This window comes from Streptomyces sp. P9-2B-2, assembly GCF_030406865.1.
Classification (GTDB): Bacteria; Actinomycetota; Actinomycetes; order Streptomycetales; family Streptomycetaceae; genus Streptomyces; species Streptomyces platensis.
Window position 1 is genome coordinate 3,644,940 of sequence record NZ_CP129126.1, and the last position, 26,066, is coordinate 3,671,005.

At 71.6% G+C, this 26,066-nt stretch carries 25 protein-coding genes; 8 read left to right on the plus strand and 17 right to left on the minus strand.

The window, feature by feature from the left end; genetic code table 11:
- Positions 1-57: 57 nt before the first annotated feature.
- Positions 58-1,233: an acyl-CoA dehydrogenase family protein gene (locus QT196_RS15795; RefSeq protein WP_085927948.1), complete on the minus strand. Its 1,176-nt coding sequence runs from the start codon at positions 1,231-1,233 to the stop codon at positions 58-60.
- A gap of 260 nt (positions 1,234-1,493) precedes the next feature.
- On the opposite strand from QT196_RS15795, the gene QT196_RS15800 reads away from it, so the two are divergent.
- Positions 1,494-2,834 (plus strand): UDP-glucose/GDP-mannose dehydrogenase family protein, encoded by a 1,341-nt coding sequence (locus QT196_RS15800; protein ID WP_266738854.1) that lies wholly within the window; start codon positions 1,494-1,496, stop codon positions 2,832-2,834.
- Between the two features lie 10 nt (positions 2,835-2,844).
- Here QT196_RS15800 and QT196_RS15805 read toward each other — a convergent pair whose 3' ends face one another.
- Positions 2,845-3,399, minus strand: a complete 555-nt coding sequence (locus QT196_RS15805) for a CGNR zinc finger domain-containing protein (protein ID WP_168479483.1) — start codon at positions 3,397-3,399, stop codon at positions 2,845-2,847.
- Between the two features lie 74 nt (positions 3,400-3,473).
- Here QT196_RS15805 and QT196_RS15810 point away from each other — a divergent pair, with 74 nt between their 5' ends.
- Complete coding sequence (locus QT196_RS15810) at positions 3,474-3,848, plus strand: VOC family protein (RefSeq protein WP_168479485.1); 375 nt, start codon at positions 3,474-3,476, stop codon at positions 3,846-3,848.
- A 318-nt stretch (positions 3,849-4,166) separates the two neighbouring features.
- On the opposite strand, the gene QT196_RS15815 is transcribed toward QT196_RS15810, so the two are convergent.
- From QT196_RS15815 to QT196_RS15825, 3 genes are read right to left on the minus strand one after another with little or no spacing between them, the layout of a single operon-like run.
- Entirely contained in the window at positions 4,167-5,303 is a 1,137-nt protein-coding gene (locus QT196_RS15815; RefSeq protein WP_266738855.1) for a dipeptidase, read from the minus strand.
- Positions 5,300-5,866: a 5-(carboxyamino)imidazole ribonucleotide mutase gene (gene purE, locus QT196_RS15820; protein ID WP_168479489.1), complete on the minus strand. Its 567-nt coding sequence runs from the start codon at positions 5,864-5,866 to the stop codon at positions 5,300-5,302. The genes QT196_RS15815 and purE overlap by 4 nt, the downstream gene beginning before the upstream one ends.
- On the minus strand, positions 5,863-7,002 hold the full coding sequence (locus QT196_RS15825; protein WP_078885875.1) for a 5-(carboxyamino)imidazole ribonucleotide synthase: 1,140 nt from the start codon (positions 7,000-7,002) through the stop codon (positions 5,863-5,865). The genes purE and QT196_RS15825 overlap by 4 nt, the downstream gene beginning before the upstream one ends.
- 165 nt (positions 7,003-7,167) lie before the next feature.
- Here QT196_RS15825 and QT196_RS15830 point away from each other — a divergent pair, with 165 nt between their 5' ends.
- Both QT196_RS15830 and QT196_RS15835 read left to right on the plus strand, forming a co-directional pair.
- On the plus strand, positions 7,168-7,593 hold the full coding sequence (locus QT196_RS15830) for a hypothetical protein (protein WP_248001166.1): 426 nt from the start codon (positions 7,168-7,170) through the stop codon (positions 7,591-7,593).
- Positions 7,594-7,730: 137 nt separating this feature from the next.
- Positions 7,731-8,237, plus strand: a complete 507-nt coding sequence (locus tag QT196_RS15835) for a GtrA family protein (protein WP_168479491.1) — start codon at positions 7,731-7,733, stop codon at positions 8,235-8,237.
- Positions 8,238-8,272: 35 nt separating this feature from the next.
- Here QT196_RS15835 and QT196_RS15840 read toward each other — a convergent pair whose 3' ends face one another.
- Both QT196_RS15840 and QT196_RS15845 read right to left on the minus strand, forming a co-directional pair.
- The gene (locus QT196_RS15840; RefSeq protein ID WP_168479493.1) at positions 8,273-9,520 is read right to left on the minus strand and encodes an ATP-binding protein; all 1,248 of its coding nucleotides are present in this window, start codon (positions 9,518-9,520) and stop codon (positions 8,273-8,275) included.
- A 16-nt stretch (positions 9,521-9,536) separates the two neighbouring features.
- Entirely contained in the window at positions 9,537-10,217 is a 681-nt protein-coding gene (locus QT196_RS15845; protein WP_033266590.1) for a response regulator transcription factor, read from the minus strand.
- 504 nt (positions 10,218-10,721) lie between these two features.
- On the opposite strand from QT196_RS15845, the gene QT196_RS15850 reads away from it, so the two are divergent.
- Entirely contained in the window at positions 10,722-12,227 is a 1,506-nt protein-coding gene (locus QT196_RS15850) for an oligopeptide:H+ symporter (RefSeq protein WP_266738856.1), read from the plus strand.
- A gap of 82 nt (positions 12,228-12,309) precedes the next feature.
- On the opposite strand, the gene QT196_RS15855 is transcribed toward QT196_RS15850, so the two are convergent.
- From QT196_RS15855 to QT196_RS15880, 6 genes are all read right to left on the minus strand, one after another.
- On the minus strand, positions 12,310-13,752 hold the full coding sequence (locus QT196_RS15855) for a hypothetical protein (protein WP_290355109.1): 1,443 nt from the start codon (positions 13,750-13,752) through the stop codon (positions 12,310-12,312).
- A complete protein-coding gene (locus QT196_RS15860) occupies positions 13,752-15,008 on the minus strand; it encodes a hypothetical protein (protein WP_290355110.1) in 1,257 nt (418 codons plus the stop codon). The genes QT196_RS15855 and QT196_RS15860 overlap by 1 nt, the downstream gene beginning before the upstream one ends.
- Positions 15,005-15,991, minus strand: coding sequence for a hypothetical protein (locus QT196_RS15865; protein WP_266738858.1), 987 nt, complete (start codon positions 15,989-15,991; stop codon positions 15,005-15,007). The genes QT196_RS15860 and QT196_RS15865 overlap by 4 nt, the downstream gene beginning before the upstream one ends.
- A 105-nt stretch (positions 15,992-16,096) precedes the next feature.
- Positions 16,097-16,810 carry an LPXTG cell wall anchor domain-containing protein gene (locus QT196_RS15870; protein WP_168479501.1) on the minus strand — a complete coding sequence of 238 codons (714 nt, stop codon included), beginning with the start codon at positions 16,808-16,810 and terminating at the stop codon, positions 16,097-16,099.
- Positions 16,811-17,059: 249 nt separating this feature from the next.
- Positions 17,060-17,560, minus strand: a complete 501-nt coding sequence (locus QT196_RS15875; protein WP_168479503.1) for an ATP-binding protein — start codon at positions 17,558-17,560, stop codon at positions 17,060-17,062.
- A 170-nt stretch (positions 17,561-17,730) separates the two neighbouring features.
- Entirely contained in the window at positions 17,731-18,099 is a 369-nt protein-coding gene (locus QT196_RS15880) for an STAS domain-containing protein (protein WP_018093152.1), read from the minus strand.
- A gap of 261 nt (positions 18,100-18,360) precedes the next feature.
- On the opposite strand from QT196_RS15880, the gene QT196_RS15885 reads away from it, so the two are divergent.
- Positions 18,361-19,299, plus strand: a complete 939-nt coding sequence (locus QT196_RS15885) for an RNA polymerase sigma factor SigF (protein ID WP_168483772.1) — start codon at positions 18,361-18,363, stop codon at positions 19,297-19,299.
- 159 nt (positions 19,300-19,458) lie between these two features.
- Here QT196_RS15885 and hutI read toward each other — a convergent pair whose 3' ends face one another.
- Genes hutI through hutU form a run of 4 tightly spaced genes read right to left on the minus strand, consistent with a single transcriptional unit; the run spans position 19,459 to position 24,909 of the window.
- Positions 19,459-20,640, minus strand: coding sequence for an imidazolonepropionase (gene hutI / locus QT196_RS15890; RefSeq protein ID WP_290355112.1), 1,182 nt, complete (start codon positions 20,638-20,640; stop codon positions 19,459-19,461).
- Positions 20,641-20,657: 17 nt separating this feature from the next.
- Positions 20,658-22,013 carry a formimidoylglutamate deiminase gene (locus QT196_RS15895; RefSeq protein ID WP_168479507.1) on the minus strand — a complete coding sequence of 452 codons (1,356 nt, stop codon included), beginning with the start codon at positions 22,011-22,013 and terminating at the stop codon, positions 20,658-20,660.
- A complete protein-coding gene (locus QT196_RS15900; RefSeq protein WP_248001612.1) occupies positions 22,004-23,221 on the minus strand; it encodes an allantoate amidohydrolase in 1,218 nt (405 codons plus the stop codon). The genes QT196_RS15895 and QT196_RS15900 overlap by 10 nt, the downstream gene beginning before the upstream one ends.
- A 17-nt stretch (positions 23,222-23,238) precedes the next feature.
- A complete protein-coding gene (gene hutU / locus QT196_RS15905; RefSeq protein WP_168479511.1) occupies positions 23,239-24,909 on the minus strand; it encodes a urocanate hydratase in 1,671 nt (556 codons plus the stop codon).
- Positions 24,910-25,127: 218 nt separating this feature from the next.
- On the opposite strand from hutU, the gene QT196_RS15910 reads away from it, so the two are divergent.
- Positions 25,128-25,634, plus strand: a complete 507-nt coding sequence (locus tag QT196_RS15910; protein ID WP_211117360.1) for a DUF1097 domain-containing protein — start codon at positions 25,128-25,130, stop codon at positions 25,632-25,634.
- Complete coding sequence (locus QT196_RS15915; protein WP_168479513.1) at positions 25,631-26,017, plus strand: transcriptional regulator; 387 nt, start codon at positions 25,631-25,633, stop codon at positions 26,015-26,017. Before QT196_RS15910 ends, QT196_RS15915 begins: the two co-directional genes overlap by 4 nt.
- Positions 26,018-26,066 lie beyond the last annotated feature (49 nt).

Consider the following 26,066-nt stretch of genomic DNA (forward strand, 5'->3'; position numbering starts at 1 on the left):
GACAAAGGGGCCCCGGACCGCCGTAGCGGTCCGGGGCCCTTCTGCCTGTCCGTGTGCCTACTGCGGCAGGTTGCGCGCCATCACGATCCGCTGGACCTGGTTGGTGCCCTCGTAGATCTGGGTGATCTTGGCGTCCCGCATCATCCGCTCGACCGGGTAGTCACGGGTGTAGCCGTAGCCGCCGAGCAGCTGGACGGCGTCCGTGGTGATCTCCATGGCCGCGTCCGAGGCGTAGCACTTGGCCGCCGCGCCGAAGAACGTCAGGTCCTCGCCCTTGCCGCCGGCCGATATCCGCTCCGAGCGGGCGGCCGCGGCGTAGGTCAGCTGACGGGCCGCCTCGACCTTCATGGCCATGTCGGCGAGCATGAACTGCACGCCCTGGAAGTCACCGATCGGCTTGCCGAACTGCTTGCGCTCCTGGACGTAGCCCTTGGCGTAGTCCAGGGCGCCCTGGGCGATGCCGAGCGCCTGGGCCGCGATGGTGATGCGGGTGTGGTCCAGGGTCTTCATGGCGGTGGCGAAGCCGGTGCCCTCCGCGCCGATCATGCGGTCGGCGGGGATCCGGACGTTGTCGAGGTAGACCTCGCGGGTCGGGGAGCCCTTGATGCCGAGCTTCTTCTCCGGGGCGCCGAAGGAGACGCCCTCGTCGCCCTTCTCGACGACGAAGGCCGAGATGCCCTTGGAGCGCTTCTCCGGGTCGGTGACGGCCATCACCGTGTAGTACTCGCTGACGCCGGCGTTGGTGATCCAGCGCTTGACGCCGTTGAGGATGTAGTGGTCGCCGTCGCGGACGGCCTTGGTCTTCATCCCGGCCGCGTCCGAACCGGCGTCCGGCTCGCTCAGGCAGTACGAGAACATCGCGTCGCCCTTGGCCAGCGGGCCCAGGTACTTCGCCTTCAGCTCCTCGGAGCCGGAGAGGATCACCGGCAGCGAGCCGAGCTTGTTGACCGCCGGGATGAGGGAGGACGACGCACAGACGCGGGCGACCTCCTCGATGACGATGACGGTCGCCAGCGCGTCGGCGCCGGCCCCGCCGTAGGTCTCCGGTACGTGGACGGCGTGCAGGTCGTTGGCGACCAGCGCGTCGAGCGCCTCCTGCGGGAAGCGCGCCTCCTCGTCCACCGCGGCGGCAAACGGCGCGATCTTCGCCTCGGCGAGCGAGCGCACCGACTCGCGGAGCATGTCGTGCTCCTCCGACGGCCGGTACAGATCGAAATCAGCGGTTCCCGCCAAGGTTTCTCACTCCCCTGTGAGCTGAACTACTAGTGCTAACTACCGTTAAGTAACCCGTATTCCTCTCCGGATTCTAGGCGCCGATCCCGGCTGCGGATACGTGAGGTTGCCGACAGTTACGCACGCAGCCCGCAAGCGGCTGGAGTAGGCCATTCCCCTCCCGACTATGCTCGGTCAGCGCCGTTTTCCCGCCTGCCCGTCGCCCGACCACCACCCCTCAACGCCGGCGCTTCGCGCCGCACCCCCTGTTTGGAGCCTCCATGCCCCTCAAGATCACCGTGATCGGCACCGGCTACCTCGGCGCCACCCACGCCGCGGCCATGGCCGAACTGGGCTTCGAGGTGCTGGGTCTCGACGTGGTCCCCGAGAAGATCGAGATGCTTCAGCGGGGCGAGGTCCCCATGTACGAGCCCGGTCTGGAGGATCTGCTGCGCCGCCATGTCGCCGGGTTCGAGGGGTCCAGCGGCCGGCTGCGCTTCACCACCTCCTACGAGGAGGCCGGGGCCTTCGGCGATGTGCACTTCGTCTGCGTGAACACCCCGCAGAAGCACGGCGAGTACGCCTGCGACATGTCGTACGTGGAGAGCGCCTTCGACGCGCTGGCGCCGCATCTGACCCGGCCCACGCTGGTGGTCGGCAAGTCCACGGTGCCGGTGGGCAGCGCGGCCCGGCTCGCCGCGCGGCTGGCCGCGGCCGCCCCCGCGGGCGAGGCCGCCGAGCTGGCCTGGAACCCGGAGTTCCTGCGCGAGGGCCTGGCCGTCAAGGACACCCTGCACCCCGACCGGATCGTCGCCGGTGTGGCCGGGGAGCGGGCCGAGGGGCTGCTGCGGGAGGTGTACGCCAAGCCGATCGCCGAGGGCTCGCCGTTCATCGTCATGGACTACCCGACGTCCGAGCTGGTGAAGACCTCCGCCAACTCCTTCCTGGCGACCAAGATCTCCTTCATCAACGCGATGGCGGAGATCTGCGAGGCCGCCGACGGCGATGTGGTGAAGCTGGCCGAGGCCATCGGGCACGACGACCGGATCGGCAAGAAGTTCCTCCGGGCCGGTATCGGCTTCGGCGGCGGCTGCCTGCCCAAGGATCTGCGGGCGTTCATGGCCCGCGCCGGTGAGCTGGGCGCCGACCAGGCCCTGACCTTCCTCCGCGAGATCGACTCCATCAACATGCGGCGCCGCGGCCACATGGTCGAGCTGACCCGGGACGCGGTCGGCGGCGGCTTCCTCGGCAAGCGGGTCGCCGTACTGGGCGCGACCTTCAAGCCGGACTCGGACGACGTCCGCGACTCCCCCGCCCTCAACGTCGCCGGCCAGATCCACCTCCAGGGCGGCCAGGTCACCGTCTACGACCCCAAGGGCATGGAGAACGCCCGGCGGCTCTTCCCGACGCTGGCGTACGCGGACACCGCGCTGGAGGCGGTGCGCGGCGCGGACGTCGTGCTGCATCTGACGGAGTGGCGCGAGTTCCGTGAGCTGGACCCGGCGGCCCTGGGCGAGGTGGTCGCCGAGCGCCGCATCCTGGACGGCCGCAACGCCCTGGACCCGGCGCTGTGGCGCAAGGCCGGCTGGACGTACCGCGCACTGGGCCGCCCCCAGGCGTAAGCGGCCCCGCCTATTCGGACTCCGCGCGCCGGGCGCGGTAGGTCCGCATCTTCGCCCGGCTGCCGCAGACCGCCATGGTGCACCAGCGGCTGCGGCCGGCCGGGCTCCGGTCGTAGAAGACCCAGCGGCAGTCATGGGCTTCACAGGCCTTGAGCCGCGTCCAGGTGCCGTCCGCGACCGCGCTCGCGATGCCCGCCGCGATCCGGGCGGTGAACTGCCCGGCGCCACCGAGCCCCGGAGCCGGCCGCAGCGCGGCGCCGCCCTCGGGACGCACCGCCAGAACCAGCGGCGCGGCGGCGAACAGCCGCTCCAGCGTCCGCGCCGTCCGCTCCGGCACGCCGGTGCCGGCGGTATGCGCCAGACACACCTCCCGGAGCGCCTCCCGCAACTCCTGGAGCGCTTCCAACTCCCCCTCCCCCGGCCCGGGTTCGTCCACCCCGTACGCACGCAGCAGGGCGCCGGGACCGCCGTCCGCGCTCAGCGCGTCCGCACCGGTCTCGATGTCGAGGGTGTTCACCAGATCCTGCACACACCGCAGGAAATCCGGAGCTGTTCGGGATGCCACCCTTGCCACGTTACCGATACGCGGCCATCATGCGGTAACAAAGTTACCGGTTGAGTCGATGAGGAGGTAACGCCATGGGCCTGATCAAGCTGGGCGTCGTCGCACTGGACTGCCCCGACCCCCGGGCACTCGCCAACTTCTACGCCCAGGTGCTCGACTGGCAGGTGACCGGCGGCGACGACGAGTGGATCGAAATCGCCGGCCCCACGGGTCGCACCCTCGCCTTCCAGCAGGTACCGGAGGCGGACTACCGCCCACCGCAGTGGCCCGGCCAGGAGATGCCGCAGCAGTTCCATCTCGACTTCGACGTCCGCCGCGCAGACATCGACGAGGCCGAGCGCAAGGTGGTCGCCCTGGGCGCGAAGCTTGTCCAGGGGGACGCGGAGGGACGCGACTGGCGGGTGTACCTGGACCCGGCGGGGCACCCGTTCTGTCTTTGCCTTAAGTAACCCCACCGGCGCCGCCGTTTGCCTTCGGGACCCGTAGGTGGCCGAGCTTGCCTCGCGGTCGTACCGAAACAGCTCACGGCGGCCAGCCCCCACCCACCGTCACACTTCCCCCAACGGGAGGGGACGGGCCGGAGGGGCCTGGTGTGTGGACGTAAAGCGAAGCAGTCCACACACCAGGCCCCGGAGGCCCGTCACCGCACCCGACAACCACCCGCCCGCCGCAGGCGCAACGGCGAGAAACCACCACGGCGGGACAGCCGAAAACGTGGGCCGTAGGCAAAGCGCAGCGGACTGGCGGGAAAGCCAAAAACGTGGGAATCAGCCGAGGGTTACCGCTTCCGCCGCCCGCACCACCCGCACCGCGTTCCGCCAAGTCAGCTTCGCCAGATCCTCCTCGGACCACTTCCGGTCCAAGAGTTCGGCGATCAAGTTCGGGTAGCCCGCGACATCGGCCAGGCCGTCAGGCGTGAACGCGGTGCCGTCGAAGTCGCCGCCGATGCCGAGGTGGTCGACGCCGGCGACCTCCCGCATGTGGTCGAGGTGGTCCGCGACGGTCGCCGCGGTGGCCTTCGGGCGGGGGTTGGCCGCCTCGAAGGCCCGCTGGACGGCCATGCCCGCCGCGGTGGTGTCGAGGTGGTGCAGCCCGTGGGCGCGCATGTTCTCGTCGGCGCGCAGCGTCCACTCACCGGCGGCGGGCAGCACGAACTTCGGCACGAAGGTGGCCATCGCGACGCCGCCGTTGGCGGGCAGCTGGGCCAGCACGTCGTCGGGGATGTTGCGCGGGTGGTCGCAGACCGCACGCGCGGAGGAGTGCGAGAAGATCACCGGCGCGGTGCTGACGCGCAGCGCGTCCCGCATGGTGTCGGCCGAGACGTGCGAGAGGTCGACCAGCATCCCGCAGCGGTTCATCTCCCGGACGACCTCTTCGCCGAAGGGCGAGAGGCCGTGGTGGCGCGGCTCGTCGGTCGCGGAGTCCGCCCAGTCGATGGTGTCGTTGTGGGTGAGCGTCATGTAGCGCACGCCCAGCTCGTGGAGCGTGCGCAGGGTGCCCAGCGAGTTGTTGATGGAGTGGCCGCCCTCGGCGCCCATGAGGGAGGCGATCCGGCCTTCGGCGCGGGCCGCCTCCATGTCGTCGGCGGTGCGGGCGAGCCGCAGCGCGTCGGGGTAGCGGGCGACCAGCTGCCGGACCACGTCGATCTGTTCGAGGGTGGCGGTGACGGCCTTGTCGCCCGCGTAGTCGGAGCGGACGTAGACGGACCAGAACTGCGCGCCGACGCCGCCGGCCCGCAGCCGCGGCAGATCGGTGTGCAGGTGCGCGGACTGGTCGGTGGCGATATCGCGCTGGTCGAGGTCGTAGCTGACCTGCTCGCGCAGTGCCCAGGGCAGGTCGTTGTGACCGTCGACGACGGGCCAGCGGGCGAGCAGGTCCCGTGCCGCCTCCTGGGAGGAGCTCACTTGGCGCCGCCGAAGCCGAACCCGCTCGGGGTGGCGACCTTGCTGCGCAGCCGCTTGCCCTTCTCGGTGGCCTGGTCGTTCAGCTCCTGCTGGAACTCCCGCATCCGGGCCGTGAGTTCGGCGTCCTGGGTGGCGAGGATCCGGGCGGCCAGCAGTCCGGCGTTGCGGGCTCCGCCGACCGAGACGGTGGCGACCGGGACGCCGGCCGGCATCTGGACGATGGAGAGGAGGGAGTCCATGCCGTCCAGGTACTTGAGCGGGACGGGGACGCCGATGACCGGCAGCGGGGTGACCGAGGCGAGCATCCCGGGGAGGTGGGCCGCACCCCCGGCGCCCGCGATGATCGCCTTCAGGCCGCGCCCGGCCGCCTCCTCGCCGTACGCGATCATCTCGCGCGGCATCCGGTGCGCGGAGACGACATCGACCTCGTAGGGGATCTCGAACTCGGCGAGGGCCTGGGCGGCGGCCTCCATGACGGGCCAGTCGGAGTCGGAGCCCATGACGATGCCGACCACGGGGGACGGGTCGGTGGGGCGGGTCTCGGGCGAGGGGCTGGAGGTCATTCGGTGATTGTTCCTCGCAGGTAGCCGGCGGCATGAGCGGCGCGCTCGCGCACGTCGGCCAGGTCGTCGCCGTAGGTGTTGACGTGTCCGACCTTGCGGCCGGGCTTCACGTCCTTGCCGTACATATGGATCTTCAACTGCGGGTCCCGCGCCATGCAATGGAGGTACGCGTAATACATGTCGGGGTAGTCGCCGCCGAGGACGTTGGCCATCACCGTCCAGCGGGCGCGGGGGCGCGGATCGCCGAGCGGGAGGTCGAGCACGGCCCGGACGTGGTTGGCGAACTGCGAGGTGATCGCGCCGTCCTGGGTCCAGTGGCCGGAATTGTGCGGGCGCATGGCGAGCTCGTTGACGAGGATCCGGCCGTCGGCGGTCTCGAAGAGCTCGACGGCCAGATGACCGACGACTCCCAGCTCCTGGGCGATGCGCAGCGCCAGCTCCTGGGCCTGGCCGGCCAGCTCGGAGTCGAGGCCGGGGGCGGGCGCGATCACGGTGTCGCAGACGCCGTCGACCTGGATGGACTCCACGACCGGGTAGGCGACGGCCTGGCCGTGCGGGGAGCGGACGATGTTGGCCGCCAGTTCGCGGACGAAATCGACCTTTTCCTCCGCGAGGACGGGCACCCCGGCACGGAACGGCTCGGCGGCGTCCTTAGAGGATCGTACGACCCAGACCCCCTTGCCGTCATAGCCGCCGCGCACGGTCTTGAGGATCACGGGGAAGCCGTCACCCTCGGCCGCGAAGCGCTCCACATCCGCCGGGTCGGAGACGATGCGGTGCCGTGGGCAGGGCACGTCGATCGCGTCCAGCTTCGCCCGCATCACCCCCTTGTCCTGGGCGTGCACCAGCGCGTCGGGACCGGGCCGGACGGGGATGCCGTCGGCCTCCAGTGCCCGCAAATGCTCGGTGGGAACGTGCTCGTGATCAAAGGTGATCACATCGCAACCACGGGCGAAGGCGCGCAGCGTGTCCAGATCGCGGTAGTCGCCAATGACGACATCACCGACCACCTGAGCCGCGGAATCCTGCGGAGTGTCGCTGAGGAGCTTGAACTTGATGCCGAGGGGGATACCCGCCTCGTGGGTCATACGGGCGAGCTGACCGCCGCCGACCATGCCGACTACCGGGAATGTCACGCCCCCCAGGGTATCCGCCCGGCTCCGCCGCCCCGATACCGGCTTGGATGATCCTCTGAGTTCGCGCGTTCGAAGCGGGTCGATGGAAGATCGACACCGGCCCCGGCGCCCGTGCCGGGGTGCGGGACCGGCGCCCGGAGCGGGCCCGGCACAAGGGGAGGCCGGATGGAGCACAGCGGCATACCGAGGGGCACCAGGACGCTGGTGATCGTCGTCGCGATCACCGCGCTGCTGATCGCCCTGCACTCCGTTTTCAGCCAGTTGTCCGCGCCGGAGGTCTATGACGCGGACGACACCGAGATCGCGGTCTCCCCCGGTGACCGCTTCAGCGTGCGGGTCACCGACGACCCGTCCGGCGGCTACCGCTGGATCATCGCCGAGCCGCGCCCCGACCCGGCCGTCCTCAAGGCCACCGGCGGACACCTGGCCACCGGCGGTCCGCCGCCCGCCGGGCCCGCCCGCTACCTGGCCTTCGAGGCCGTCCGTGCGGGCCGTACGGACTTACGGCTGCTGCGCTGCCGGCGCTGCGGCCCCGGCGCGGCCGACGAGGCGGGCGCCCGGAGCCTCAATTTCCGCGTCACCGTCGGCTGACCCGGACGGCCCTCGGGGAGTTGTCCACAGGCCCGTCGTGTGGCAGGCGCCCGCCTCGGGGCGTGGTTAGCATGAGGGAGCGGACCCGGGTCGACGGCCCGCGGAGACCGCATACGACGGGGAGCTGAACGATCACCATGAGTGAACGGGCACTGCGGTCGCGGCTGGAGGCGCTCACTCGTGAACTGGTGAAGTTCGGCGCGGTCGGCGGCGCGGGGGTCGTGGTCAACTTCGCGGTGTTCAACCTCGTACGGCAGCTGACCGAGGTGCCCGTCGTCCGGGCCAGCATCATCGCGACGGTCGTGGCGACCGGCACCAACTACCTCGGCTACCGCTACTTCACCTACCGCGACCGCGACAAGCGGGGCCGCACCAAGGAGCTGACGCTCTTCCTGCTGTTCAGCGCGATCGGCCTGGTGATCGAGAACGGCCTGCTCTACGTCGCGACCTACGGCTTCCACTGGGACAGCCCGCTTCAGAACAACGTCTTCAAGTTCCTCGGCATCGGCGTCGCCACGCTCTTCCGCTTCTGGTCCTACCGCACCTGGGTCTTCCGTACGCTGCCCGCGCGCGAGGCCATAGAGACGGCCGAGTCCTTCCTCGCCGACGGCTCCCGGCGCCCGCGCAGCCCCTCCCGCAAGTAGCCCGGCGCGCTCCGGCCCGGCCGCGCGCCCGCCGCTCACTCCTCGGTGGGCTCCGCCTCCCGGGCCAGGAACAGCGCGAAGACCGGCGGATGCTGCTGGAGCAGCTCCAGCCGGCCGCCGTCCGCCTCGGCCAGATCCCGTGCGACGGCCAGTCCCAGCCCGGTGGAGTTGCGGCCGGACACGGTCCGCTCGAAGACCCGCGAGCCGAGGTCCGCCGGCACTCCGGGCCCGGCGTCGGTGACCTCGACGACCGCCTGGTTGCCGGTGACCCGGGTCCGCAGCGCGACCGTCCCGTCGCCGTGCATCAGGGAATTCTCGATCAGGGTGGCCAGTACCTGGGCGACCGCGCCGGGGGTGCCGACGGCCCGCAGCCCCTTCTTGCCGGAGCGCACGATGGCCCGTCCCGCGCTGCGGTAGGCCGGCCGCCACTCCTCGATCTGCTGCTTGACCACCTCGTCCAGGTCGAAGGCGACCGCCGAGCCGCTGCGCGGGTCCCGGGAGTTGGTCAGCAGCCGCTGGACGACATCCGTCAGCCGCTCCACCTGCGCCAGCGCGATGGTGGCCTCTTCCTTCACGGTGTCCGGATCGTCGGTGAGGGTGATCTCCTCCAGCCGCATGGACAGCGCGGTCAGCGGCGTCCGCAGCTGGTGGGAGGCGTCCGCGGCCAGCCGCCGCTCGGCGGTCAGCATCCGGGCGATCCGCTCCGCGCTGGCGTCCAGCACATCGGCGACCCGGTCCAGTTCCTGGACGCCGTAGCGGCGGTGGCGCGGGCGGGGGTCGCCGGAGCCCAGCCGCTCGGCGGTCTCCGCGAGGTCGGTGAGCGGCGCGGTCAGCCGGCGGCCCTGGCGGACGGCCAGGATCACCGCCGCGATGATCGCCAGCAGCGCCACGGCGAGAATGACCAGCAACGTCCGGCCGATCTCCGCGCTGACCATGGAGCGGGACTCCTGGACCGCGACGGACTCACCGCGGTCGCCGCGCACCCGGGACTCGATGACATCGCCCGAGGGCCGCTTCCCGATCTCGATCGGCGCCTTGCCGGGCACCGAGATCCGCGCGTACCGCTTGGCGGTGATCTGCTCGGAGAGGATGTCCGGGGTGATCTTCTCGCCGCTGCCCAGCCGGCTCTCCACTATCCCGACGAGCCGGATCGCCTCGGACGCGACGCTCTCCTGCGCACCGGCCTCGATGGTGCGGGTCTCGACGATGACGAGCGAGACACCGAAGACGGCGATCACGACGAGCACCACGGCGAGCGTGGAGTTGATCAGGCGGCGGCGCACGGGTCAGCGGCTCTTTTCAGCTTTTTTCGAAGCGGAAGCCGACCCCGCGGACGGTGGCGATGTAGCGGGGGTTGGCGGCGTCGTCCCCGAGCTTCTTGCGCAGCCAGGAGATATGCATGTCGAGCGTCTTGGTGGAGGACCACCAGGTGGTGTCCCAGACCTCGCGCATCAGCTGGTCGCGGGTGACGACCCGGCCGGCGTCCCGCACCAGGACCCGCAGCAGGTCGAACTCCTTGGCCGTGAGCTGGAGTTCCTCCTCGCCCATCCAGGCGCGGTGCGACTCGACGTCGATCCGCACCCCGTGGGTGGCCGGCGGCTGCTGGGGCTCGGCGGTGGAGCCGCGGCGCAGCAGGGCCCGTACGCGGGCGAGGAGTTCGGCGAGCCGGAAGGGCTTGGTGACGTAGTCGTCGGCGCCGGCGTCCAGGCCCACCACGGTGTCCACCTCGTCGGCGCGGGCGGTCAGCACCAGGATGGGGAAGGAGTGGCCTTCGTTGCGCAGCCGGCGGGCGACCTCCAGGCCGTCCATTCCGGGCAGCCCCAGGTCCAGGACGACGAGGTCGATGTTCCCCTGGAGACCGGCGTCGAGGGCGGTCGGGCCGTCCTCACGCACCTCGACTTCGTAACCCTCGCGGCGCAGTGCGCGGGCGAGCGGCTCCGAGATGGACGCGTCATCCTCGGCGAGCAGTACACGGGTCATGGCCCGATGGTAGTCCGATGCACCGGCGCCGAGGGGCGGACCAGCGCGGATGGCCGACGACGGACCGTTCCTGCACCGATAGCGCCCTGAGCTGCACAAGCCCCGGGCGCGCGCGAGAGCGCGTGAGCGAACGGCCGGCGCCGATGGTTCCCCGGGGCGGTGTGACCGTTGTCTCACGCGGCCCCTCCCTGACACAACGAGTCGTATGGTGGATGAACGTCCGTCGCACATTCCGGGACCTTTGACTCTCAACTGACGTCATCGGTCCCTCGTTGTGTCCGGGACCGCCACCAACGGCCCCGTCACACAGTGATCGACCTGCCGACCGGGTCCGGCGCGCTTGCCCCACGGGGGCGTGGATTCTGGGGTATGACCGTCCTGCCGGCCCTTGAGGGTGCCGAACCTCCCGGACGTGGAGGCGGGCGGGACTACCCGGTGCCGGTCACCCCCCACCCGGGCGCGTATCGCCCTGCGAACGCGTCCCGTAGCAGCAAGGAAGCATCCATGGCGTCCAGCCTGACGAAGGACGCTGCTCAGCAGGGGAACCCTGCGCAGGGCGGCAAAACCTTCTTCGGCCACCCCCGCGGACTGGCCACTCTCTTCATGACCGAGATGTGGGAGCGCTTCAGCTTCTACGGCATGAAAGCACTCCTCCCGCTGTATCTGATCGCGCCCGGCGGCATGCATATGCCGGCCACCACGGCCACCGCGATCTACTCCGTGTACATGGCGATGGTCTATCTGCTGGCCATGCCCGGCGGTTGGATGGCCGACCGCTTCTGGGGACCGCGCAAGACGGTCGCCATCGGCGCCGGTGTGGTCATCGCGGGCCACATCACGCTGGCCCTGCCCACCTCGGCGAGCTTCTTCGCCGGTCTCATACTGGTCGCGCTGGGCTCCGGCCTGCTGAAGGCGAACATCTCCACGATGGTCGGCCACCTCTATGACGGCCCGGAGGACCCGCGCCGTGACGGTGGCTTCACGCTCTTCTACATCGGCATCAACCTCGGCGCCTTCCTGGCCCCGCTGAGCATCGGCACCGTCGGCGAGAAGGTCAACTGGCACTTCGGGTTCACGCTTGCCGCCGTCGGCATGGCACTCGGCCTCGCCCAGTTCCTGCTCGGCACCCGCCATCTGAGCGCGGAGAGCAGCGTCGTCGCCCAGCCCGCGACGCCCCAGGAGCGGGCGTCCGCACTGCGCAAGGGCCTGATCTGGCTGATCGTCGCGGCCGTGTTCTACACCGCGCTCGCGCTGACCGGGAACTTCGCCAACTGGGCGCTGATGCCGATCACCATCGCCGGTCTGGTCATCCCGGTCGCGGTGCTGGCCCGTATGAAGCGCGACAAGGAGCTCACGGACCTCGAACAGTCCAAGCTCTCGGGCTACATCTGGTTCTTCGTGGTCGCCGCCGTCTTCTGGATGATCTACGACCAGAACGGCTCGACGCTGTCGATCTTCGGTGAGAAATCCACGACGAACGACCTGCTGGGCTTCCACTTCCCGACGTCCTGGTACCAGTCGCTGAACCCGGTCTTCATCATGGCGCTGGCCCCGCTGGTCGCCTCGGCGTGGCTGTGGCTGAACAAGCGCGGCAATGAGCCGAGCACCGCCGTCAAGTTCGCGTCCAGCCTCGCGCTGATCGGCGTCTCGTTCGGCGTCTTCCTCATCCCGCTGATCGACACCGCTGCCAACGGCGGCAAGGTCAGCCCGATGTGGCTGGTGGCGATCTACTTCGTCCAGACCGTCGGTGAGCTGTGCCTCTCCCCGGTCGGCCTGTCGGTCACCACGAAGATGGCGCCCGCCAAGTACGGCTCGCAGATGATGGGTGTCTGGTTCCTCGCGGTCACCGCGGGCGACTCGGTGGCGGGTCTGCTGACCTCGCCGCAGCTGAACGTCGACCTCAACACCTCGTTCTCGGTCGCCGTGGAGGCCTGCCTCGCGGTCCTCGCCGGCGTCGGCATCTGGACGTCCCGTAAGCGGGTCAAGCAGATGATGGGCAGCGTCAACTGACGCCGGCCGGCCCCGCACAACGGAAGGGGGCGTCGCACCACCGGTGCGGCGCCCCCTTCGTGCGTGCCGTGGAGGTACCGGGTCAGCGGACCTGTGTCCGGCGCCGCGGCAGGAACGTGAACACCGCGCCGCCCAGCAGGATCACGGTGCCGGCGACGAGACCGAGCGCGGTGAGCGCGCCGTGGTCACTCGCACCGGTCTCGGCGAGGCCGCCGCTGCTGCCGCCCGAGACACTGGCCGGTCCGGCGCTGCCGCCGGCGGCCGCCGCGCCGCCGGCGCCGCCCGCCGAACCGCCGGACGTACCGCCCGGCTGCGCCGAGGTGTCCAGGGCGAGTGAGACGCCCGGGTCCTTTTCCGGGGTGCAGGTAGTGGTCGTCCCGAGGGCGTTGACGGTGAGCACGCCCGGCGTGAGCGTGGCCTTGCCGGTGGCCCCCGGCTTGTAGGTGCCCTTCAGGTCAGGGATCTCGATCGGCTGGCCCGACTTGATGGGCCCGGCGTTCGTCGGCCCCTCGACCTTCACCGACCCCTTGTCCGCGCCGCCGACCTTGACGGCCATCGACGGTTTGACCGAGCCCTTGGGGATGTCCGCCGGGCTGTCCATGACGGACTTGCTGAACTTGACCGTCAGGTCGTAACCGCCGCCCTTCTTCACGGCGTTGATCCGGACCGGTGAGGTCGCCTTCTTGTCGCCGATCGGCGTCTTGCAGGCGTAGGGGACCTCGACCTCCTTGCCCTGGTACGCGGTGCCGTCGGGGTCGCCGCCGGAGCCTCCGGAGGTCGAACCGCCGGACGAGCCGGCGGACGTACCGCCGTCGGTGCCGCCCCCGGAGGACGTCCCGGCCGAACCGCCGCCCGTGGTGGTGCCGCCCGTGGTGCCGCCGGTCGTCCCCGTCGTGCTGCCGCCGGTGGTGCCCGACGTGGTGCCGGACGTGGTCCCGGACGTGCTGCCGCCGGTCGTGCCGCCGGAACCGCCCCCGCCGTCGGTCACCTTGATGGTCACCGCGGGCTGCACCGTCTCCTTGGGCGAGCACTTGGTGTCCGTCGAGATCGGCTGGTTGACGTTGATGTTGTAGAAGCCGGGCGTCAGGGTGACCTCACCCGGCTTCGCCAGCTTGAGCTTGCCCTTCATGTCGGACAGCTTCATCGCGCCGCCCTTGGGGATCGGCGGATTCTCCCGCGGTCCCTGCATCGCCAGATCGCCGGTCTGGGCCCCGGCCACCTTGATCGTGCCGGTCGGCTGGACGGTGTTCTCCCCCAGATCGAGGATGTCGGGGTTCTTGGAGGCCCCCTCGACGGTCTTCCAGACCACCTCGATCTCCTCGCCGACCTTCGCCGTCGCCGGCGCGCTGACCGCCACCTTCGTGGTGCCCTGGATCGGCGGCAGCCCGGATATCGGCGGCGGCAGACACTCCGTCTTGTACGACACCTCCGCGGCCTGGGCGGTCCCGGCCGCGGTCATGATGCCCGCACCCGCGAGCACCAGCGCGGCCGTCGCGGCCACCGCGGCTCTCCTCCGTTGCCTCATCACGCAGAACCTTTCGACGTAGGTCGTTCGGTTGATGTGGTGGTGGACGGTGCGGTGTCCGGGGTGAACCACGGCAGCGCGGCGGAGTCGTCCGGCGTACCGGTGCCGTCCCCGGCGCGCTCCCGCGCGGTTCGGTTCCTGATGCGTTTTCCGGCCGCGCCGGGCGGCCGGCCGGCGGCATGGGTGCGTCCGGCGCTCCGCGGCCGGCCCGCGGAGCACCCGTGGTCCCGGCCCGGCAGGTGCGGGCGGACCCGGTCCACGACGGCCATCCCGATGCGGAACACCGCCGTCGGGACCACCACGCAGAGCAGCACCCAGAACAGCGTCACGCCCCAGGGCCTGCCGGCCCCCCAGGGCTGCTCGACCAGGACCTTGCCGCCGTATTTGAGGGAGACCAGATAGTCCCCGTGCGCACCGGCAGGCAGCTCGACCGGCAGCCTGACCTCGGCCTTCTTCCCGGCGGGGACGGTCCCCCGCCACTGCTGCTCCGCCCACTGGGGCGCGAAGACCCCGTGGGAGGTGCCGACCTGGAAGACCGGGTCCTTGGCCGGCGCCGGGCCGAGATTGCCGACGGTGAACCGCAACTCGCGCTGCGCCGGGGCGCCGAACCAGGTCAGCAGGTTGCTGCTGCCCGTCAGCCGGGGCTGGGCGACGACCGCCAGCCGGCCACCGGTGGGCTCCTTGGGCAGCGGCGCCACCGGGTGGCCGGCCACGGTGAACGGCGCCTCCGCGTCGGCCGCCGCACCGGTCACGGTCGCCACATGCACCACACAGGGGCAGGGCTTGGGCGGTTCGGCGACCGGAAGCTTCCGGCGGAACGCGCCATGCGCATCGGTGGTGACGGCCCGCCCCTCGCCGTTGGCGCAGGCGTTGGTGCCGCCGATCATGTTCTGTCCGCAGATCAGCAGCGTGAGCAGCGCCTTGGGCCGCCAGCCGCGGCCGGTGACGGTGACGCTGCCGCCCTTGCCCGCCTCCTTGGCGGAGAGCCGGACGCTGGGTTTGGCATCGGCGGCGCTGGCGTACGGGGCGGAGGCATACGGGACTTGGGCGGACGCATACCGGGCGTCGGCGGTGGCGTACGGGGCGGCCTGCGCCGCGGCGGCCGGCAGCAGGGCGGGGGCGAGGGCCAGACCCAGCACCAGCGCGGCCGCGGCCCGCCGTCTCCCCAACGGTATGACACGCCCCGCCGCCCGGAGCGCCCCCACACGGGCCCCGCCGCTGCCCGCCCACCTGCCCGTACCCGTCTCACCGTTCACGCGCGCGCTCCTGATCCGCTGCTCGCCAACTCCGCTGCCGGGCCCGCCGCTTCTCCTGCGGGCGGCCGCGCCGCGCCGTCCCCGCTGCCCACGGGTTCGCCGCCCTGCCCGTCGCCCGTCCCCTTGGCACGGCGTCGGCGGCGGACGACCACCAAGCCACCCGCGCCCGCCAGGAGGAACACCGGCCCGGCGACGACGCCCCAGGGGAGCGCGGTGTACGAGGCGGTGGCGGACCCGTGCGCACCGCCGCCCGCGGTCACCGTGAGCCGCACCGTCACCGCGTCCAGCCCGGGCGGATCGGCCCAGGTCTCCGTCAGATCGGCGCTCTGCCCGGGGGCCAGCCGGTGCGGCAGGGTGCGGGCGGCCCGCCGCAGCACCGGGCCGAAGAACCCGTCGGCGCGCACCGCGAGCCGTGGGGTGAGCACCGTGTTGCCGCGGTTGACCAGCGTGTACCGGATGACCGCCGCCCCGCCCCGGCCGCGCACCACCACGTTCTCCACGGTCAGCGCGGCCAGCATCGGCCCGGTCACCCGCAGATGCACCGGTACGGTGTCCCGCCCGGCCGCGCCGCGCCCCGTGCCGCCCGCGGTCGCGACCAGCGCGGCGGAGTGCTCACCGGGGGCCGCGTCCGGCGGCACGGTCACCGTGAACGGGACGGTCGCCCGGGTGCGCGGCGGGACCGTCACCTCCTTGGCGGCGAACGCGAGCCATCCGCCGGAGCCGCGCAGCCGTACCGTGACGGCCCGGCCGCCGGGGTTGCGCAGGGACACCCGGTCGTTCATGACGGTGCCCGGCGCGCCCGCCAGGTAGAAGTACGGGCGGTCCCGGGCGCTCGGTGCGGCGCCGTCGGCGGGCGCGGGCGCGGCGGACCAGCCCGGCGGCGCCCCCGGTGCGGCGGCCGGCCGGGCCGCGGCGGGGCACAGCAGCACGGCGGCGGTCGCGAGGATCGCACCGCTGACCGCTGTGCGGGTACGGAACGGCATCGGCGGCTCCTGGTACGAGGGGGTACCTCCCCGTGCCGGCCGGGGAAGCGGGGCGTACGGGGAACGGCGGGGCACCGCGCGGGTCCTGGCCTCCCGCGCGGCGGGTCACACCCGCTGGTGACGGCGGGTCAGCCAGAGCGCACCGGCCGCACCGGCCAGCAGCACCGTGCCGCCGAGGGTGCCCAGCGCGACGGCGGAGTCCGCGGGTCCGGTCTGCGGCAGCTGCCCGCCGGCGGAGGCGCCGCCGGTGGCGGAACCGCCGGTGCTCCCCGAGGCGCCGCCGGACCCCTTCACGTCCAGGCTCAGCGCGGGCTGGGGATGGTTGCTGGGCGTACAGGTCGTGGTGGTGCCCAGCGCCTTGATGGTGAGGGTGGACGCCGTGAAGGTGACCTTCCCGCTGCCCTTGGGCGTGTAGGTGCCGCTCAAGTCACTGATCTTGATGGGGGTGTTGGCCGGAATGGCCTGGTCGTTCGGCGGCCCGGAGACCGGCACCGTACCGCTCTCCGCGCCGCCCAGCTGGATCAGCGCGGTCGGCTTCATGGCGCCCTTGCCCAGCTCGACCGGGCTGGAGGAGACGCCCTTCTGGAAGGACATGACGAGCTTGTACGCGCCGCCGCTCGCGGTGCTCTTGATGTCGATGGGCGAGACCGCGCCCTTGTTGCCGATCGGCGTTTTGCACTGGTAGTTGACGTCGACGACCTGGGCATGGGCGGCCGGTGCGGTGAGCATCACCGCGGACCCCGCCGCCATCGCCACGGCCACCGCGAGACCGGCCGCCCGGCCCGGGCGCCTGCCGTGCTGTTCGTAGAAGCGGGCCACCTCGGTTCCCCTTCTCCCGTGAGCGCGCCGCCGGAGGAAACTGACGGCACATCAGATTGGGCGCTCAAGGTACGCCGGGGACCTTGCCGAGGGAAGGCAATGCGCAGCCCCGATCGGCGCGGGGCCGGGGCGGCGGGGAAAACCGGCCCGGAGCGCGGCGGCCCGGAGGTGCCGAACGGAGGATTCCGCACACGACGAAGCGCGGGCCCACCGGCCCGCGCTCAACTCTTCCTCGGCGAAGCCGCCCCTTCAGGACGGCGCGGCGAGCTCCGCCCATACGGTCTTGCCCGCACCGTCGGCGTGGCGCACCACGCCCCAGTCCAGACACAGCCGCTGCACGATGAACATGCCGTGACCGCCCGGACGGCCCGGACGGTGGGGGCTGCGCGGCGCAGGCTGGCCCGCGCCGAGGTCACTGACCTCCAAGCGCAGCACTTTGCCGGTGCAGCGCAGCCGCAGCTCCTCGGGCCCCTCGGCGTGCAGACAGGCGTTGGTGACCAGCTCCGAGACGACGAGCAGCACATCCTCCGCCGCGGCCCGCCGGTCCGCACCGGCCGCCGGCAGCCAGCCCCAGTCGTGCAGGGCCTGCCGGGCGAAGTCACGGCCGCGCGCCACGGCCCCTCGGGCGCCCGCCAGGCGCAGCCGGCGGATCTGGCCCGCCGGAAGGGCTGCTGCCGGGGCGGCGGAAGCGCCGGCGCCGCCCGGCTCCGGGCCGAGATCGCCCGGCGGGTACGGCCGGGTGGTGCTCATCAGCGCTTCACCTCACCGATTCGCCTGTTCACGGAAAACAGATACTGACTGATTCAAGGATTCAGATGTCTCCTGCCCGACCGGGCGGTGAGAACACCCACTTCTTGGGTACGGAAGTTGTGACACGTACTACGTGCCCGGAATGCAACGTTCCGGGCTCCGCTGTCACGTCAGTCGGCCAGCGCCGCGTCGAGCGAGTCGTGCACCGTGAAGACCGCCTCGGCGCCCGTGATCTCGAAGACCCGGGCCACCACCGGCTGCATCCCCGCCAAATGCACCCCGCCCCCCTCGGCCTCCGCCTTCAGGCGCGCGCCGAGCAGCACATTGAGACCGGTGGAGTCCATGAACTCAAGGGGTGAGCAGTCCACCACCAGGCGTGCGTAGCCGTCGTCCACACAGCCTTCCAGTGACTCACGCAACAGATCAGCCGTATGGTGATCCAGCTCACCGGAGACCGTCACCACCGCGCTGGCGCCGTGATGGCGGATCTCGACGTGAAGCCGGCCCCGGCTTGCACTGCCGACCGTCCCGCGGTCCATGCGCGCGCACCCCTCTTGCTGTCTAGACGACTGTTTGCTTACCGACTGCGCTCCGTCGAACCCTACGCCTTCCCGACGCCCCTCGGTAGCCGAACAATCCGCATATTGCTCAATATACGGACAACACGCACTTGCCATCTTCAGCCAAAGCCAGGTAGGCGTAGAAGCACACATTCGAAACGGCCGGCTTTGGAGGCGCCGCACACCGCAGCTTCGCGTAGAGGCATCGGCAGCCATATGCCGAGAACGATGGAGGAGACCATGTCACCCCGGCTCGACGAATTGCGCACCGACGACACCCGGCAGTCCGCATCGTCGACACCCCCGTCCGACCCGACCGGACAGATCCCTTCCCAGCCGCAGCCTGCCGAATCAGATCTGGCAGGACTGACTGAGATCGATGATCTGCCCGAGATCCCGCCGTTCGACGAGGTGGGCCCGGTGGACGCGAGGGCTCTGTCCAAGACCCTCTTCGAGCGACTCGAAACGCTCGAGGAAGGCACCCACGAATTCGCGTACGTCCGCAACACCCTGGTCGAGCTCAACCTCGCGCTGGTGAAGTTCGCGGCCTCCCGGTTCCGCTCCCGCAGTGAGCCCATGGAGGACATCGTCCAGGTCGGCACGATCGGCCTGATCAAGGCGATCGACCGCTTCGAACTCAGCCGTGGCGTCGAGTTCCCGACGTTCGCGATGCCGACCATCGTCGGCGAGATCAAGCGCTTCTTCCGCGACACCAGCTGGTCGGTGCGGGTACCGAGGCGGCTTCAGGAACTGCGGCTGGACCTCGCCAAGGCCGGCGATGAACTCGCGCAGAAGCTGGACCGCGCCCCCACGGTGCACGAGCTCGCCACGCGCCTCGACATCAGCCGTGACGAGGTCGTCGAGGGGATGGCCGCGAGCAACGCGTACACCGCGAGCTCGCTGGACGCCCAGCCCGAGGAGGACGACAGCGAGGGCGCGCTGGCGGACCGCATCGGCTACGAGGACCACGGGCTCGAGGGCATCGAGTACGTGGAGTCCCTCAAGCCGCTGATCGCCGAACTGCCGCCGCGCGACCGGAAGATCCTCTCGCTGCGCTTCGTCGCCAATATGACGCAGTCCGAGATCGGCGAGGAGCTGGGCATCTCCCAGATGCACGTCTCCCGTCTGCTCTCCCGCACCCTCGTCCGGCTCCGCAAGGGGCTGATGATCGACGAGTGAGGGACCGCGGTCCCTGCCGGCCCACGCGGCCGGCAGTCGCCCGCGCAGAGGAGGGCCTGCCCCGGGGTACTCGGGACGGGCCCTCCTTTGCTGGTGCCCGCACGACGTCCGCCCCGGCTGGTGGCAGCCGGGGCGGACGTCATACGGGCTGCGAGGGCGTCAGACGCGCACTCCCTTGTGCCACACGGCCGATACGAGCGGGACGCCCGGCCGGTAGGCGAGGTGGACGTGCGAGGGCGCGTCCAGGAGGGCGAGGTCGGCGCGGGCGCCGGGAGTGATCCGGCCGACGTCCGTGCGGCGCAGTGCGCGTGCGCCGCCCGCGGTGGCCGCCCACACGGCCTCGTCGGGGATCATTCCCATGTCGCGGACGGCCAGCGCGATGCAGAACGGCATCGAACTCGTGAAGGACGAGCCGGGGTTGCAGTCCGTGGACAGCGCGACGGTGGCGCCGGCGTCCAGGAGCGGACGGGCGTCGGGCCACTGGGCGCGGGTGGAGAACTCGGCGCCCGGCAGCAGGGTGGCGACGGTGTCGGACTGCGCGAGGGCGTCGATGTCGGCCGCGCTGAGGTGGGTGCAGTGGTCGGCGGAGGCGGCGCCGAGTTCGACGGCGAGCTGGACGCCGGGGCCGTGGCCGAGCTGGTTGGCGTGCACCCGCGGCACCAGGCCCTTGGCCCGGCCCGCGGTGAGGACGGCGCGGGCCTGGTCGCCGTCGAAGGCGCCCTTCTCGCAGAAGACGTCGACCCAGCGGGCGTGCGGGGCGCAGGCGTCCAGCATCGGGCCGGTGACCAGGTCGACATAGCCGGCCGGGTCGTCGGCGTAGTCGGGCGAGACGATGTGCGCGCCGAGGAAGGTGACCTCGTCGGTGTGCTCGGCGGCGATACGCAGTGCGCGGGCCTCGTCGTCGACGGTGAGCCCGTAGCCGGACTTGGTCTCCTGGGTGGTGGTGCCCTGGCGGAGCGCCTCGGCGAGGTAGCGGGCGATGTTCGCGTGCAGGGCCTCGTCGGTGGCGGCGCGGGTGGCGGCGACGGTGGTGCGGATGCCGCCGGCGGAGTAAGGGCGGCCGGACATCCGGGCGTTGAACTCCGCGGTACGGTCACCGGCGAAGACCAGGTGGGAGTGGGAGTCGACGAAACCGGGGATGCCTGCCCGGCCGCCGGCGTCGACGGCGTTGTCGGTGGCGGGTGCTTTGCTGGAGGGACCGACCCAGGCGATGCGGTCGCCGTCGATGACGACCGCCGCGTCCTGGATCAGACCGAGGGGGCCTTCGCCGAGGGAGGGGTCGTTGGTGACGAGCTGGGCGATGTGGGTGATGGCGGTGGTGGGCGCGGAGGTCGTCGTCATCGCGGGGGTGTTCTCCTTCAGCCGCGTACGGCGGCGATGGATGCGGCGAGGGCGGTGGGTACGTCGGGGACAAGAGTGTGCACACCGTCCCGGACGATCTGCCGCCCGCCGACGATGGTGTGTCGTACGTCCGCCGCGGAGGCGGCGAATACTGCCGTCTCGGCGGCCAGCCGGGGCGGTGGCCCGGCGGTGCGTACGGAGTCCAGCGCGATCGTGGTGAGGTCGGCGAGCGACCCGGCTTCGAGGCTTCCGGCGTCGTCCCAGCCCAGGGCGGCGTGACCGTCGGCGGTCGCGGCGCGCAGCAGGGCGGCGGCCGTCCAGTGCCCGCGGGTGCGGGTGCGCAGCCGTTCGTCCAGCTCCATGGCGCGGGCCTCTTCGAGCAGGTCGATGACGGCGTGGCTGTCACTGCCGAGGGAGAGCGGGCTGCCCTGCTGCTGGACGCGGACGGCCGGGCCGATGCCGTCGGCGAGGTCGCGTTCGGTGGTGGGGCACATACACACGCCGGTGTGGGAGCCGCCGAGGAGCGCGATGTCCTCATCGGTGAGGTGGGTGGCGTGCACGGCGGTGGTGCGGGGGCCCAGCGCGCCGTGGTCGGCCAGCAGTTGCGTGGGGGTGACGCCGTGGGCGTCGCGGCAGGCGTCGTTCTCGGCGGTCTGCTCCGAGAGGTGGACGTGCAGCGGCGCCTGCCGTCCGCGGGCCCAGTCCGCGACGGTGTCCAGCTGCCCGGCGGGGACGGCGCGTACGGAGTGGATGGCGGCGCCGATCCGGGCGTGCGGGCGCTCCTTGAGCGCGTCGGCCCGCTCGGCCCAGCGGTCGGCGGTGCCGTCGGAGAAGCGCAGCTGGTGGTGGTTGGGCGCGGCCCCGAAGCCGGCCGAGAGATAGGCGGTGTCGAGGAGGGTGATGCGGATACCGGCCTCGGCGGCGGCGGCGAGCAGCGCCTCGCCCATGGCGTTGGGGTCGCTGTAGCGGGTGCCGCCGGGCGCGTGGTGCAGGTAGTGGAATTCGCCGACGCAGGTGATGCCGGCCAGCGCCATCTCGGCGTAGGCGGCGCGGGCGAGGGCGAAATAGGTGTCGGGGGTCAGCCGGTCGGCGACGCTGTACATGATCTCGCGCCAGGTCCAGAAGGTCCCGGTGCCGACCTGGACGGTGCCCCGCAGGGCGCGGTGGAAGGCGTGCGAGTGGGCGTTGGCGAGACCGGGGAGGGTCAGGCCGCGCAGCGCGGTGGCGCCGGGCGGCGGGGTGTCCACCCCGGTGCGGACGGCGGTGATCCGTCCGTCCGCGGTGTCCACGGCCACGCCCGGCTCGACATGGGTGCCGAGCCAGGCGTGTTCGAGCCAGTACGTCGTCGGTGTTGCCTGCGGCGTCAGTGGCACGCCAGCCCCTCCAGTACGTCGGCGAGTGCGGTGACCCCGGCGACGCAGTCGTCCTCGTCGGCCGCTTCGGCGGGCGAGTGCGAGACCCCGGTGGGGTTGCGGACGAAGAGCATCGCGGTGGGGACGGTGCCGGACAAAATACCGGCGTCGTGCCCGGCGCCGGTGCCCAGGACGGGCACGGCCCGCTCCCCCGTCTTGCCGAGGATGGCGCTCAGCTCGTCCCGCAGGGCGTGCTGGAACTCCACGACGGGGGTGAAGGATTCCCGGACGACGGTCAGGTCCACCCCGTCGCGGGCGGCGCGCTCGGCGGCGGCCCGCTCGATACCGGTGATCACCGTGTCGAGGGTCTCCTGGTCGGCGGCGCGGGAGTCGAGCCAGCCGCGGACCAGCGAGGGGATGGCGTTGACGCCGTTCGGCTCCACGCTGATCTTCCCGAAGGTGGCCAGCGCCCCGGCCAGCCGGGCCTGTTCGCGGGCGGCGAGCACGGTCGCGGCATAGCTGAGCATCGGGTCCCGGCGGTCCTCCAGCCGGGTGGTGCCGGCGTGGTTGGCCTCGCCCCGGAAGTCGAACCGCCAGCGGCCGTGCGGCCAGATGGCGGAGGCGATGCCGACCGGGTCGCCGGACAGGTCCAGGGCGCGGCCCTGCTCGACGTGGAGTTCGACGAACGCGCCGATCCGGGCGAGCCGTTCGGGGTCCGGGCCGATGGCCTCGGGGTCGTATCCGGCGCGCTCCATGGCCTGCGGGAGGGTGGTGCCGTCGCCGTCCCGCAGTTGGTGGGCGGCCTCGGTGGTCAGCGCCCCGGCGGCGAGCCGGGAGCCGACGCAGGCCAGGCCGAAGCGGGCGCCTTCCTCGTCGCCGAAGTTGACGATGGCCAGCGGCTTGTCGAACTCCGCTCCCCTGCCGCGCAGTTCGTCCAGCGCGGCGAAGGAGGAGACAACACCGAGCGGGCCGTCGTAGGCGCCGCCGTCCGGTACGGAGTCCAGGTGGGAGCCGGTGACGACGGCGTCGCCGGGGGCCACGTCCTGGTAGCCGGCGGCGCCGAGCCAGGCCCACTGGTTGCCGTTGCGGTCCAGTTCGTAGCTGAGCCCGCGGGCCTCGGCCTGGGCCCGGAACCACGCGCGGCAGTCGGCGTCGGCGCCGGTCCAGGCGTAGCGGCGGTAGCCCCCGGAGGAGGAGTCACGGCCCAGGGGCCGCAGCTCCTCCCACATCTCGTGGAACGAGGAGGTCACGCGCCCTCGCCTTCGCCCTCGCGCATCGGGATGCGGACGCCGCGCTCGGCGGCCACCTCGTCGGCGCGCTCGTAGCCCGCGTCGACATGCCGGATGACGCCCATGCCGGGGTCGTTGGTGAGCACCCGGCGGATCTTCTCGCCGGCCAGCGGGGTGCCGTCGGCGACGGTGACCTGCCCGGCGTGGATCGAGCGGCCCATGCCGACGCCGCCGCCGTGGTGCAGCGAGACCCAGGAGGCGCCGGAGGCGACGTTGACCATGGCATTGAGCAGCGGCCAGTCGGCGATCGCGTCCGAGCCGTCCTTCATGGCCTCGGTCTCGCGGTAGGGCGAGGCGACGGAGCCGCAGTCGAGGTGGTCGCGGCCGATGGCCAGCGGGGCGCGCAGGGTGCCGTCGGCGACCATCTCGTTGAAGCGCTCGCCGGCCTTGTCGCGCTCGCCGTAGCCGAGCCAGCAGATCCGGGCGGGCAGGCCCTGGAAGTGGACCCGCTCCCCGGCCATCTTCATCCAGCGGGCCAGCGACTCGTTCTCCGGGAAGAGGTCCAGGATCGCCTTGTCGGTGGCGGCGATGTCCCGGGCGTCGCCGGACAGCGCGGCCCAGCGGAACGGGCCCTTGCCCTCGGCGAACAGCGGCCGGATGTAGGCGGGGACGAAGCCGGGGAAGTCGAAGGCCCGCCCGTATCCGGCGAGTTGGGCCTCGCCGCGGATCGAGTTGCCGTAGTCGAAGACCTCGGCGCCGGCGTCCATGAAGCCGACCATGGCCTCGACGTGCCGGGCCATCGACTCGCGCGCCCGCTGGGTGAAGTCCGCGGGCTTCTCCGCCGCGTAGGCGGCCATGTCGTCGAAGTCGATACCGACCGGCAGATAGGCCAGCGGGTCGTGGGCGCTGGTCTGGTCGGTGACGATGTCGATCGGCGCGCCCTCGGCGAGCATCTGCGGCAGCAGCTCGGCGGCGTTGCCGAGCAGACCGATGGACAGCGGCTTGCGCTGGTCACGGGCCTCGACGGCGAGCTGGAGGGCGTGCTGGAGGCTGTCCGCCTTCACGTCCAGGTAGCGGTGCTCGATCCGGCGCTCGATGGCGCGCGGGTCGACGTCGACGCAGATCGCGACGCCGTCGTTCATGGTGACGGCGAGCGGCTGGGCGCCGCCCATGCCGCCGAGGCCGGCGGTGAGGGTGATCGTCCCGGCCAGCGTGCCGCCGAACTTCTTCGCCGCGACGGCCGAGAAGGTCTCGTAGGTGCCCTGCAAGATCCCCTGGGTGCCGATGTAGATCCACGAACCGGCGGTCATCTGCCCGTACATGGTCAGGCCGAGGGCCTCCAGGCGGCGGAACTCCTCCCAGTTGGCCCAGTCGCCGACGAGGTTGGAGTTGGCGATGAGCACCCGCGGGGCCCATTCGTGCGTCTGCATCACGCCGACCGGCCGGCCGGACTGGACGAGCATCGTCTCGTCCTGCTTGAGCGTGGTGAGCGTGCGCACCATCGCGTCGAAGGAGCGCCAGTCACGCGCGGCCTTGCCGGTGCCGCCGTAGACGACGAGCTGGTCCGGGTGTTCGGCCACCTCCGGATCGAGGTTGTTCTGAAGCATGCGCAGCGCGGCTTCCTGCTGCCATCCCAGAGCACTCAGCTCCGTACCGCGCGGTGCCCGCACGGGTCGCGGTCCCGACATGGGCCGTGCCTCCCTGACGTCGATTGGATTGAGCTATTCACATACTGGGGTCGATGAATAGCGCTAGTCAACAGGGCGCGGCGCGCCACTCCCGGCGACCGGCGCGAACCGGCCGAGCCGTCCGAGATTTTCGACTTGCCCACCGGGAAAGTCTGCGTTAACTTTCCTAGTGGGCAAGTTAACGGGGAAGGCTCGACCGCCTTGGGGAGGCGATGACCATGACCACGACCGTGGATGCCGAACAGGCTTGGCAGGATCTACAGCGCATCCGGGTGCCGCAGGAGCGGGTGTACGACGAAATCGAGAGAACCGCCCAGGACGACACCAGGGCGTCGTACACCACCGCCGCCATCATGTGGGTGTTCCTCGCCGTCTCCGGCCTGGATCTGCCCGGGTGGGCGTTCTGGCTGACGCTGACCGCCTATGTCGCCGTGCTGGGCACCCTGGCGGTGGTCTACAACCGCCGCACGCGGATCCGGCTGCACCGCTCGCGCCACAGCTGGCGGTCGTTCGCGACCTTCTTCGCGGGCATGGTGGTGACTCTCGTGGCCATCCTGCTCTCCGGCCTTTTGGTCGAGTGGCTGGCGCTGCCGTTCGGCAGCCTGATCCAGGCCACGGTCTCGGCGGCCACCTTCCTGCTCTTCATTGGCCCGGCGAACCGCTGGGCGGTCAGCACGCTCCGCGACCGGGCCGGCAGAGCCACCCACGAGAAGGGGGTCCGATGAGCACCCCGAGCGGCTTCGACGAACTGATCCACCCCTCCACCCGGCTGTCCGTGGTGGCGCTGCTCGCCGCCACGGAATGGGCCGACTTCCCCTTCATCCGCGACAGCCTCTCGCTCAGCGACTCCGCGCTCTCCAAGCAGCTGCACACGCTGGAAGAAGCCGGATATCTGGAGATCCGCAAGGAGGGCGGCGGCCGCAAACGCCGCACCAAGGTACGGCTGACGAGCCGCGGCCGGACCGCCTTCGAGGGACATGTGGCCGCGCTCCGCGCCATCGTCGAGGGCGCCGGGCCCGCCGCCGCTGCCGGGCAGACGCCGCAGGCCGCCGACGCGACGGCAGCAACCACCCAGCAACGGCAACACCACGCGAAGGCGGGCCGATGACGACGACCGACCACCAGCCCGCAGACCAGGCCGTGACGACTCCGGCGCC

What these genes read in the sequence shown, in the direction of transcription:
- QT196_RS15800 (WP_266738854.1), top strand. Translation starts at nt 1,494, where the DNA reads ATGCCCCTCAAGATCACCGTGATCGGCACCGGCTACCTCGGCGCCACC.
- QT196_RS15810 (WP_168479485.1), top strand. Translation starts at nt 3,474, where the DNA reads ATGGGCCTGATCAAGCTGGGCGTCGTCGCACTGGACTGCCCCGACCCC.
- purE (WP_168479489.1), bottom strand. Translation starts at nt 5,866, where the DNA reads ATGACCTCCAGCCCCTCGCCCGAGACCCGCCCCACCGACCCGTCCCCC.
- QT196_RS15830 (WP_248001166.1), top strand. Translation starts at nt 7,168, where the DNA reads ATGGAGCACAGCGGCATACCGAGGGGCACCAGGACGCTGGTGATCGTC.
- QT196_RS15835 (WP_168479491.1), top strand. Translation starts at nt 7,731, where the DNA reads ATGAGTGAACGGGCACTGCGGTCGCGGCTGGAGGCGCTCACTCGTGAA.
- QT196_RS15845 (WP_033266590.1), bottom strand. Translation starts at nt 10,217, where the DNA reads ATGACCCGTGTACTGCTCGCCGAGGATGACGCGTCCATCTCGGAGCCG.
- QT196_RS15850 (WP_266738856.1), top strand. Translation starts at nt 10,722, where the DNA reads ATGGCGTCCAGCCTGACGAAGGACGCTGCTCAGCAGGGGAACCCTGCG.
- QT196_RS15855 (WP_290355109.1), bottom strand. Translation starts at nt 13,752, where the DNA reads ATGAGGCAACGGAGGAGAGCCGCGGTGGCCGCGACGGCCGCGCTGGTG.
- QT196_RS15865 (WP_266738858.1), bottom strand. Translation starts at nt 15,991, where the DNA reads ATGCCGTTCCGTACCCGCACAGCGGTCAGCGGTGCGATCCTCGCGACC.
- QT196_RS15875 (WP_168479503.1), bottom strand. Translation starts at nt 17,560, where the DNA reads ATGAGCACCACCCGGCCGTACCCGCCGGGCGATCTCGGCCCGGAGCCG.
- QT196_RS15880 (WP_018093152.1), bottom strand. Translation starts at nt 18,099, where the DNA reads ATGGACCGCGGGACGGTCGGCAGTGCAAGCCGGGGCCGGCTTCACGTC.
- QT196_RS15885 (WP_168483772.1), top strand. Translation starts at nt 18,361, where the DNA reads ATGTCACCCCGGCTCGACGAATTGCGCACCGACGACACCCGGCAGTCC.
- hutI (WP_290355112.1), bottom strand. Translation starts at nt 20,640, where the DNA reads ATGACGACGACCTCCGCGCCCACCACCGCCATCACCCACATCGCCCAG.
- QT196_RS15900 (WP_248001612.1), bottom strand. Translation starts at nt 23,221, where the DNA reads ATGTGGGAGGAGCTGCGGCCCCTGGGCCGTGACTCCTCCTCCGGGGGC.
- hutU (WP_168479511.1), bottom strand. Translation starts at nt 24,909, where the DNA reads ATGTCGGGACCGCGACCCGTGCGGGCACCGCGCGGTACGGAGCTGAGT.
- QT196_RS15910 (WP_211117360.1), top strand. Translation starts at nt 25,128, where the DNA reads ATGACCACGACCGTGGATGCCGAACAGGCTTGGCAGGATCTACAGCGC.
- QT196_RS15915 (WP_168479513.1), top strand. Translation starts at nt 25,631, where the DNA reads ATGAGCACCCCGAGCGGCTTCGACGAACTGATCCACCCCTCCACCCGG.